At 59.5% G+C, this 8,759-nt stretch carries 11 protein-coding genes; 5 read left to right on the top strand and 6 right to left on the bottom strand.

Annotated elements, in window-relative coordinates:
• From AB4043_RS05695 to gap, 6 genes are all read right to left on the bottom strand, one after another.
• Positions 1-758: thiamine pyrophosphate-binding protein (locus AB4043_RS05695; RefSeq protein ID WP_442306649.1), on the bottom strand; the 758-nt coding region annotated here is incomplete at its 3' end.
• Between the two features lie 123 nt (positions 759-881).
• The gene (tpiA, locus tag AB4043_RS05690) at positions 882-1,628 is read right to left on the bottom strand and encodes a triose-phosphate isomerase (RefSeq protein WP_442299574.1); all 747 of its coding nucleotides are present in this window, start codon (positions 1,626-1,628) and stop codon (positions 882-884) included.
• A 311-nt stretch (positions 1,629-1,939) separates the two neighbouring features.
• Positions 1,940-3,154 carry a phosphoglycerate kinase gene (locus tag AB4043_RS05685; RefSeq protein ID WP_442299575.1) on the bottom strand — a complete coding sequence of 405 codons (1,215 nt, stop codon included), beginning with the start codon at positions 3,152-3,154 and terminating at the stop codon, positions 1,940-1,942.
• A 24-nt stretch (positions 3,155-3,178) separates the two neighbouring features.
• Positions 3,179-3,553: a RidA family protein gene (locus AB4043_RS05680; RefSeq protein WP_442299576.1), complete on the bottom strand. Its 375-nt coding sequence runs from the start codon at positions 3,551-3,553 to the stop codon at positions 3,179-3,181.
• Complete coding sequence (locus tag AB4043_RS05675) at positions 3,554-3,925, bottom strand: cupin domain-containing protein (RefSeq protein WP_442299577.1); 372 nt, start codon at positions 3,923-3,925, stop codon at positions 3,554-3,556.
• Positions 3,926-3,930: 5 nt separating this feature from the next.
• On the bottom strand, positions 3,931-4,935 hold the full coding sequence (gene gap, locus AB4043_RS05670; RefSeq protein ID WP_442299578.1) for a type I glyceraldehyde-3-phosphate dehydrogenase: 1,005 nt from the start codon (positions 4,933-4,935) through the stop codon (positions 3,931-3,933).
• A 274-nt stretch (positions 4,936-5,209) separates the two neighbouring features.
• Between gap and AB4043_RS05665 the strand changes: the two genes are divergently transcribed.
• The 5 genes from AB4043_RS05665 to AB4043_RS05645 all read left to right on the top strand — a co-directional run.
• Positions 5,210-5,995, top strand: a complete 786-nt coding sequence (locus tag AB4043_RS05665) for an AAA family ATPase (protein ID WP_442299579.1) — start codon at positions 5,210-5,212, stop codon at positions 5,993-5,995.
• Between the two features lie 29 nt (positions 5,996-6,024).
• Positions 6,025-6,792: an ATP-binding cassette domain-containing protein gene (locus AB4043_RS05660; protein WP_442299580.1), complete on the top strand. Its 768-nt coding sequence runs from the start codon at positions 6,025-6,027 to the stop codon at positions 6,790-6,792.
• Entirely contained in the window at positions 6,789-7,421 is a 633-nt protein-coding gene (locus AB4043_RS05655) for an ABC transporter permease (protein ID WP_442299581.1), read from the top strand. The genes AB4043_RS05660 and AB4043_RS05655 overlap by 4 nt, the downstream gene beginning before the upstream one ends.
• Positions 7,418-8,299 carry a glycine betaine ABC transporter substrate-binding protein gene (locus AB4043_RS05650; protein WP_442306648.1) on the top strand — a complete coding sequence of 294 codons (882 nt, stop codon included), beginning with the start codon at positions 7,418-7,420 and terminating at the stop codon, positions 8,297-8,299. Before AB4043_RS05655 ends, AB4043_RS05650 begins: the two co-directional genes overlap by 4 nt.
• Positions 8,299-8,759: DinB family protein (locus tag AB4043_RS05645; RefSeq protein ID WP_442306647.1), on the top strand; the 461-nt coding region annotated here is incomplete at its 3' end. The genes AB4043_RS05650 and AB4043_RS05645, both read left to right, overlap by 1 nt.

Here is an 8,759-nt window from a genome sequence, read left to right as displayed (position 1 = left end):
GGGTAGGGGCTATCATCCGGGACCGCTGCCTTACCAAGCAGCGATTTGATGATCGGAGCTCCCAGGACTGCCGCCATACGCTCCAGCTCATCAGTCGCATGCAATGCTCCCTGGCCGGCTAGGATAGCGATCCGCTTGCCGCGGTTCAGAATGTCGGCGGCATGCTGCAGGTCGACCTGAGCGGGAAGATGGGTATCAAAGGCCGGCGTTGCAGTCGTGTGATGCGGAGGATTCCGTTCGGACCGCCCTTGCTTGACCGGCTGTGTCTGGACGTCGACGGGCAGCGTGAGATGCGCGACACCTCGTTTGGCCAGCGCTGTTCGTATCGCCAGGTCGGTCAGGCTCTCGATATGAGCTCCATTCATGACCCGCTCGTTGTACTCACAGACGTCGATAAAGAGCTTATCCAGAGCGACGTCCTGCTGAGAGAAGGTCCCGAGCAGATCTGAATGTTGCAGTCCCGTGATCGCAAGGACAGGAGCGTGATCCAGCTTGGCGTCGTAAAGGCCATTGAGCAGATGAATTCCGCCCGGACCAGAGGTGGCGATACAGACGCCCAGCCTTCCCGTGAACTTGGCGTAAGCGCATGCGGCGAAGGCTGCAGATTCCTCGTGCCGCACATGGATAAAYCGGATGCGGTCTTTCCGCTGCCGCAACGCTTCGAAAACTCCATTGATGCCATCGCCGGGAAGACCGAAAATCGTGTCCACGCCCCAGGCGATCAGCCGCTCCACCAGTACATCCGATGTATTTGACATAGGTCTGCCCCTCTCGCGAACTCTGATGCTGCGTTCTGTGGGGCAGTTTTCCGGCTGTCGAAAGGGAAGTTCTGTTGAACCCATACACCGGGAAATGGTCACCGGTGTATGGGAAGCTCCGACTCAGTACTGCACGATGGCCGCGAAAGAGTCCGGCTTCAGGCTGGCGCCACCCACAAGAGCTCCATCGATATTGGGCTGTTCCAGGAGCGCCTTTGAGTTTTCCGGTTTGACGGAGCCGCCGTAAAGAATGCGGATCTCGTTGGCCACATCGCCCAGATGCTGTGCCATGTGATTGCGAACGAGGACGTGTGTTTCTTCGGCAATCTCTGGTGTTGCCGTCAGGCCTGTGCCGATAGCCCATACCGGCTCATATGCGACGACCAGCTTGTCCGCATGCTCTTTCGGAAAGCCGGCAAGGGCTCCGGCCAACTGGCTGGCGAGAACATCGTCCGTCTTTCCCGACTCCCGCTCATCAAGCTGTTCGCCGATGCAGAGCAGCGGGGTCAGACCGTGAGAGATAGCTGCCTTCACCTTCAGGTTGATACGCTCGTCGGTTTCGTTATCGTACTGACGGTTCTCGGAGTGACCGATGAGTACGTGGGTCGCGCCAAGCGTGATCAGCATGACCGGGGAGGTATGGCCGGTGTAGGCTCCCTCATTGGCCCAGTGCATGCTTTGCGCGCCGGCTGCGACATTGGTGCCACGGACACGATTAATGACTGTCGCGAGCGATGTGATGGAAGGGAAGAGCACGATCTCATCGCGAGTATGTCCAGCCACGAGCGGCAACAAGGCCTCGACAAAGGTCAGCGCTTCGGAAGGAGTTTTGTACATCTTCCAGTTGGCAGCGATCAGTTTTTTACGCATGGCCAACCATTTTATCGAACTGAGAACGCGTTTCGCCGAACCCTCAAGCAGGAGATCTGTGACTCGGCGGGAGGAACTATTCCCTGTGAGGAAAGAAAACGCGCGCAAGCAGATAGCCTGCCAATGCCCCGAGGAGCGTACCTCCAACGACAGCAGCGGGGCTTGCGCTCGCCGTTACTCCGGCGATATTCCTTGATGATTCGTAAGAATGGACTGCTCCTGTAATCAGTGTGCCGAGCGCGACCAGACAGCCACCCAGCGCCGCTGAGATAGCTGTCGTGATCGCGATCAACAGAATTCGCATTAAGTGGCTATTTGTTTGTTAGAGCTTCCACGCCGGGCAGCTTCTTGCCTTCGAGGAACTCCAGGCTGGCTCCGCCGCCGGTGGAGACGTGCGTGATTCGATCCGTGACCTCGGCGGCATGAACGGCTGCGACAGAGTCGCCTCCGCCCACAATGCTGGTGGCATCGTGATTCGCCGCTACTGCACGGGCAATCGCCATGGTTCCCTTGGCGAAGGCTGGCATCTCGAAGACGCCCATCGGTCCATTCCAGACAATCGTGCGTGCGTCAGCAACGACGTGCTTGAACAGTTCAATCGATTTTGGACCGATATCCAGCGCCATCCAATCGGCAGGGAAGTCGCCCTCACCGTCGACGATCTGTGTCTTCGCCTTGGCGTCAAACTTGTCGGCCAGAACGTGATCGACCGGCAGCAGGAGCCTCACACCCTTCGCGGCCGCCTTGTCCATGGCAGCCTTGGCGACATCGATCTTATCGGCTTCCACCAGACTCTTACCCGTCTTCTGACCCTTGGCATTCAGGAAGGTGTAGGCCATGCCTCCACCGATCAACAGGGTGTCGACCTTATCGAGCAGGCTCTCGATGACCTCGATCTTGTCGGAGACCTTGGCTCCCCCGATGATCGCCGCAAACGGCTTATCGGGGTTGTGCAGAGCCTTGCCGAGATAGTTCAGCTCCTTCTCCATCAGGAGACCGGCAGCAGACTGCTGCACATAGTGCGTAATACCCTCGGTCGAGGCGTGAGCGCGATGAGCTGCACCAAAAGCGTCATTCACATAGACGTCGGCGAGTCTGGCCAGCTTCTTTGCGAAGGCGGGATCGTTCTTTTCCTCTTCGGCATGGAATCGCAGGTTCTCGAGCAGGAGCACTTGCCCGCTCTCAAGCTGACGCGTCAACTCTTCCGCGACCTCGCCGACACAATCCGGAGAGAAGGCAACGTTGACCTGTTCACCCAGCGCATGATCCAGCAACTGGCGCAGGCGGTCGACGACCGGGCGCAGACTCATCTCAGGATTTACCTTCCCCTTGGGACGGCCAAGATGCGCCGCCAGAATAACCTTTGCATGATGGCGGATGGCATATTCGATCGTGGGAAGGGTCTCACGGATACGGGTGTCGTCGGTGATGGAATGTCCTCCATCCGCCAGCGGAACATTGAAGTCCACACGGATGAAGAGACGCTTATTGTCCAAATCGAGATCGCGGATGGAGAGCTTGGCCATACTGTCTGGTGTCCTGTCTGAAAACTAGTCTGTGATGAATGCGTCGGCTTCGATTTCGATACGCCAGTCGGGATTGAGCAGTTCCTTGACGACCACCATCGTCGCCGCCGGTCGAATGCTGCCGAAGAACTCGCCGTGCACACGGCCCACCTCTTCCCAATCCGCCGTATGGGTCAGGAACATTCTGGTGCGCACCACATGGTCCAGGCGGGCGCCGGCTTTTTCCAGCGCGATCTGAATGATTTCGAGGGTCTTGCGGGTCTGGGCGGCCACGTCTTCCTTGTCAGCACCTACCGGTCCCGTACCGGAGACATGGACGTGCCCGCCAACTTTGACCGCGCGGGAGAAGCCAATGATCGGCTCATAGGGAGAAGTGCCTGCAATATTCGTGCGTGTCACTTACAGCTCCTGTTTTTGTGCGTAATGATCGGCGCCAAGAAAGTGTAACGATACGTACGGCTCTTCGCCTACTACCCAGCTATCGTGTCCCGGAGCGATGTAGAAGAGATCCCCCGGCTTCATGACGATGACATTGCCATCATCCATGGCTGCGGTTGCCTGGCCGGAGACCACCATGCCGACATGCTCTACGTGGCAACTGGTCTGACCCGACGCCTTACCCACGTGTTCGCTCCACTTCCATCCTGGTTCATAGGTAGCGCGGCCGATGGACATGCCACCCAGCCGCACTACCTCAAACCTGCCTTTTTCGAAGATCCGGATCTCGTCCGGCGTCTCGAATCGCTTCAGGATGACCTCAAGCGGGGCCACGTGCGTTAGAGCCCCTTCTGCTCGAGGAAGAGGATCAGGTCCTTCACGCGTGAGGAGTAGCCCCACTCGTTGTCGTACCAGCTAATGATCTTCACCGTATTGCCAATGACCTTGGTCAGGGACGAGTCGAAGATCGAGGAGCGGTTATCACCCTTGAAGTCAGAGGAGACCAATTCTTCCGTGGTGTAGCCGAGGATGCCCTTCAACGGGCCTTCCGAAGCGGCTTTGATCGCGGCATTGACGGTTTCAATGGTCACCGGCTTTTCGGCGACGAAGGTCAAGTCAACAACCGAGACGTTCGGGGTTGGGACGCGGATTGCGAAACCGTCCAGCTTGCCGGCCATCTCCGGAATCACCAGCTTCAGGGCCTTGGCGGCGCCGGTCGAGCTCGGGATCAGGTTGATGGCAGCGGCGCGGGCSCGGCGCAGGTCCTTGTGCGGGAAGTCCAGGATCACCTGGTCGTTGGTGTAGCTGTGGACCGTCGTCATGATGCCGCTGACGATGCCGAAGCTCTCATGCAGCACCTTCACCACGGGAGCAAGGCAGTTCGTGGTGCACGACGCGTTGGACAGGACATTGTGCTTGGCGGGGTCGTACTTCTCCTGGTTCACACCCAGCACGAGCGTGATGTCCTCGTTGGTGGCAGGGGCGGAGATGATGACCTTCTTGACGGTCTCGCCGAGGTGAGCCTTCGCCTTGGTGGCGTCGGTAAAGTGACCGGTCGACTCGACGACGATCTGGGCGCCAACTTCGGCCCAGGGAAGCTTGGCGGGGTCACGCTCAGCGTAGACCTTGATCTTCTTGTCATCCACCTGGATGTAGTCCGTACCGGCCGAAATCTCGTTCGGCAGGTTGCCCAGGATGGAGTCGTACTTCAGCAGGTGTGCCAGCGTCGCCGGGCTGGTCAGGTCGTTAACGGCGACAAACTCAATTTCAGGGTTATTGATTGCGGTGCGGAAGACATTACGGCCGATGCGGCCGAAGCCGTTGATTCCTACCTTCACTGCCATATGCAGTTGGCTCCTTGTTCAATTCACAGGTTGAAACGAGTAGCATTTCGCGTTTCCAGGCCGCTGGTTGGCGGCAGACGCACGTCTAAAGATCGATGCTACCAGCAGGGCAAGGGCCCCGCAAATAACGAGTGGCCCAGGACGTGGCCTCGCCATTAGCCAAAACTATGGCCTCCCATTACCCAGCCGAATACCTCCGGAGAGGGAGGAGTTTGCGGCTGGCAAGTCACTGTGTTACAAGCAGAAACATATGCGCGAATGGATGCGCGAAAAGATGAGAAGACGTTCCCGCCGCGGGCCCAACAATTCGGAGTCCACTGGCAAGATCGGTCAGGAGTTACCTGCCGACCAGCCAGCTCCGTTGCGTCCCGCTTATCCTGATGAACCGGCTGGCCAGCAGGCTGCGGCTGAACCTCCACCCGACGTTGTCGCGGCAAGCGAGGTTTCCGCGGTTGCAGAGGCGCTTGAGGCCGGCCCTGAGGCCGTTGCCGAGGGAAAGGTAGAGGTCGAGACTCAGCCTGCTGAGCCGCCTGCATCTCAGCCTGACGACCCCTCGACGGCGTCTCCGCGACAGCCACGCGGCTATGTGGTGCTAACCATCGGTCTTCCCGGAAGCGGGAAAACCACCTGGTACAAGCGCCGTGGCGTAACCCCGCTTTCGAGCGATATGCTACGCAGTATTCTGTTCGATGACATCACCGAGCAGCGTTATCAGGGGCTGGTCTTTTCCACCCTGAGGTCGCTGCTCCGGGCCCGGCTTATCGCCAAGATGCCATGGAATTACGTCGATGCCACCAATCTCTCGGCGCATGAGCGTCGCCAGTGGATCAAAATGGCCAAGAGCTTCGGCTACGAGGTGCACGCCGTGTACTTTGACGTGCCACTTGAGATCTGCATGGAGCGCAACCGCAAACGTGAGCGTAGTGTCTCCGACGACGTCATGAAGAAGATGGCTGAACGTCTGAGACCGCCAAGCTTCAAAGAAGGGTTCTCGAAGGTCACCGTCGTCCGCGTCAAGAGCGGCCCTAACGACGATTCTGCGCCTGCCGCAGAGGCCTGAAGTCCCCGGCAATCAGGAGAGGCCCTTTTATGGCCATGGCCGCCGTTGAGTTCGACGCCTTATCGCTCGTACTCTCCGGCGGCCGCTCCATTTTGAGCGGAATCCATCTCGCCGTAGAGCAGGGAAGCACGACTGCCTTCCTTGGCCGCTCCGGCAGCGGCAAAACCACTCTTCTACGCATGGTGAACGCCATGGCGGCGCCTACCGCCGGAGAGGCGCGCGTGATGGGGAAGCCTGTCGCGTCCCAGGACTGTATCGCGCTCCGCCGCGGGATAGGCTACGTCATCCAGGAGACCGGTCTCTTTCCGCATATGACGATCGAGCGCAATGTCGGTCTTCCCCTGGAGATGGCGGGGCAGTCGAAGACGCAGATCGCTACACGTGTTGCTGAACTGCTGCCCATGGTCGGCCTCGAAGGAACGAGCTTCGCCCGCCGCTATCCATGGCAGCTCTCCGGAGGTCAGCGGCAGCGTGTGGGGCTTGCACGGGCTCTGGCGGCCGATCCGCCAATCCTGTTGATGGATGAGCCCTTCGGAGCTCTGGATCCCGTTACCCGGGTGGAGATGCAGGAGATGATGGCATCGCTGATCGAGCGTCTCCATAAGACGGTCCTCCTGGTGACGCATGATCTGGAAGAGGCTCTTTATCTCGCACAGCGGGTGATCTTTCTGGAAGGTGGACGCGTCGTCGCGGACCTTCCTTCGAACAAAGTGATGCCCTCCAGCGACCCCCATGTGCGGCAGTACATCCGCGCTGTTCGGCACAATCACCGCAACCACGAGGAGCCGATGGCATGACCGGTTTCCTCCGAGCGCACGGGTATGAGATAGCCCGGCTGACCTTTGAGCACCTGTGGCTTACGCTGTTTGCGATGCTGCTGGCGACGGTGATCGGGCTGCCGCTTGGCATCATGCTCTCCCGCAGGCCGAAGCTGGCCAGACCCATCATCGGCTTTGCCAACGTGCTGCAGACCGTGCCGTCTCTCGCACTATTCGGTCTGCTTCTGCCGGTGCCGTGGCTTGGAGAAAATGCAGCTCGCCTGGCCATCCTGGCCCTCACTGGATATGCCTTGCTGCCAATCCTTCGGAATACCTATGCCGGAATTCGCAGTATCGATCCGACGCTGACCGACATTGCTACCGCGCTCGGTATGACGGCGCGTCAGAGACTCCTCAAGGTGGAGCTGCCGCTCTCGGCGTCTGTCATCCTCGCAGGCCTCCGGACCGCCACCGTGACCTGCGTCGGTGTCGCGACCATTGCAGCAGCCATCGGCGCCGGCGGTCTTGGCGAACTGATCTTCCGCGGTGTCGCCTCCGTGGATAACAGCCTGGTTCTTGCCGGGGCGGTTCCGGCCGCCTTGCTGGCATTACTGGCGGATGCGGCGCTTGGGTTTGCGGAAAAGAAGTTGACGGTGAAACGAGCATGAGCCGCAGATTCCTTCTGATTCCAATGCTGGCTCTGCTTAGTCKTGTGGCCTGTGCGCCTCCGCGGRCATCACGCATCGTGGTTGGCTGCAAGAACTTTACGGAGCAGGTCATCCTTGGCGAGCTGCTGGCACAGCAGATCGAAAGCACCACCCACGAGCGTGTCGAGCGCCGTTTCTATCTCGCGGGCAGCTATATCGCGCACCAGGCGTTGGTGCAGGGACGGATCGATCTCTATCCGGAGTACACCGGGACTGCGCTGACTGCCGTACTCAAACAACCGCTGGACCGCGATCCAGAACGAGTGCTGGCCACCATCCGCACCATCTACGCCAGGCAGCATCACGTCACCGTCGCACAGCCGTTAGGCTTCGAAAACACCTTTGCCATGGTGCTTCGGAAGGATGATGCCGCCCGGCTCGGCGTACAGACGCTCTCCCAGGCTGCCCAGTTCGCCCCGCATTGGAAGCTTGGTACCGGCTACGAGTTTGAGTCGCGCCCGGACGGGCTGCCAGGCCTGCAGCAGACCTATCAGCTCCGTTTCAATGGTTCTCCACGGGTCATGGATCTCGGTCTGCTGTATCGCGCCCTCGCCAGCCATCAGGTGGACATTGTCTCCGGCAACTCGACCGATGGGCCTATCCGGGCGCTGGGCCTGGTTGTGTTGCTGGATGATAAACGTTACTTTCCTCCCTATGAGGCCGTGCCGCTTGTCCGGGAGGATGCACTCCGGCGCCACCCAGGGCTCGCAGTGGCGCTGCAACAGCTTGCCGGAAAGATCTCTGCCGAAGAGATGCAAGCGCTGAATCACGAGATTGACGGCAATCATCGGGATGTTGTCGAACTCGTACGAGAGTTCCGCCAAAAGAAGGGACTGTGATGGTTGAACCCTGGCTCCGCAGCAGCCGCACTGAAATCGAACCCGTTCGCCGGGCGGTACTGCACGCCCTTGATCTTGCGGAAGAAGATCTCTATCGGTGGTCGAAGGACCTCTCTCGGGAAGAGTTGCACGCGAGGCCGCATAACCTGCCTTCGGTCGCGTTTCAGCTTCGTCATATCGCGAGGTCTCTCGATCGCCTTCTGACCTACGCCGAACGTGGTTCGCTGACCGAGATGCAACTGATCCTGCTTCGCTCTGAGGCAGATCCGCAGGGAACTCCCGAAGAGATTCTCGCGGAGCTCGGCGGCGCGTTAGCCACGTCCCGTGACCGTGTTCTCGCGATCACTTCTGGCTTTGGAGAACTTCGCCATGTCGGACGCGACAGACTTCCTGTCACCCTCGCCGGCCTGCTGGTCCACGTCGCCGATCACACGCAACGTCACGTCGGCCAGGCTATTAC

It is taken from the genome of Terriglobus sp. YAF25, from assembly GCF_052113305.1.
Taxonomy (GTDB): Bacteria; Acidobacteriota; Terriglobia; order Terriglobales; family Acidobacteriaceae; genus Terriglobus.
The sequence above is the reverse complement of the archived record's forward strand: the minus strand, read 5'-3'. Positions and strand labels throughout refer to the sequence as shown.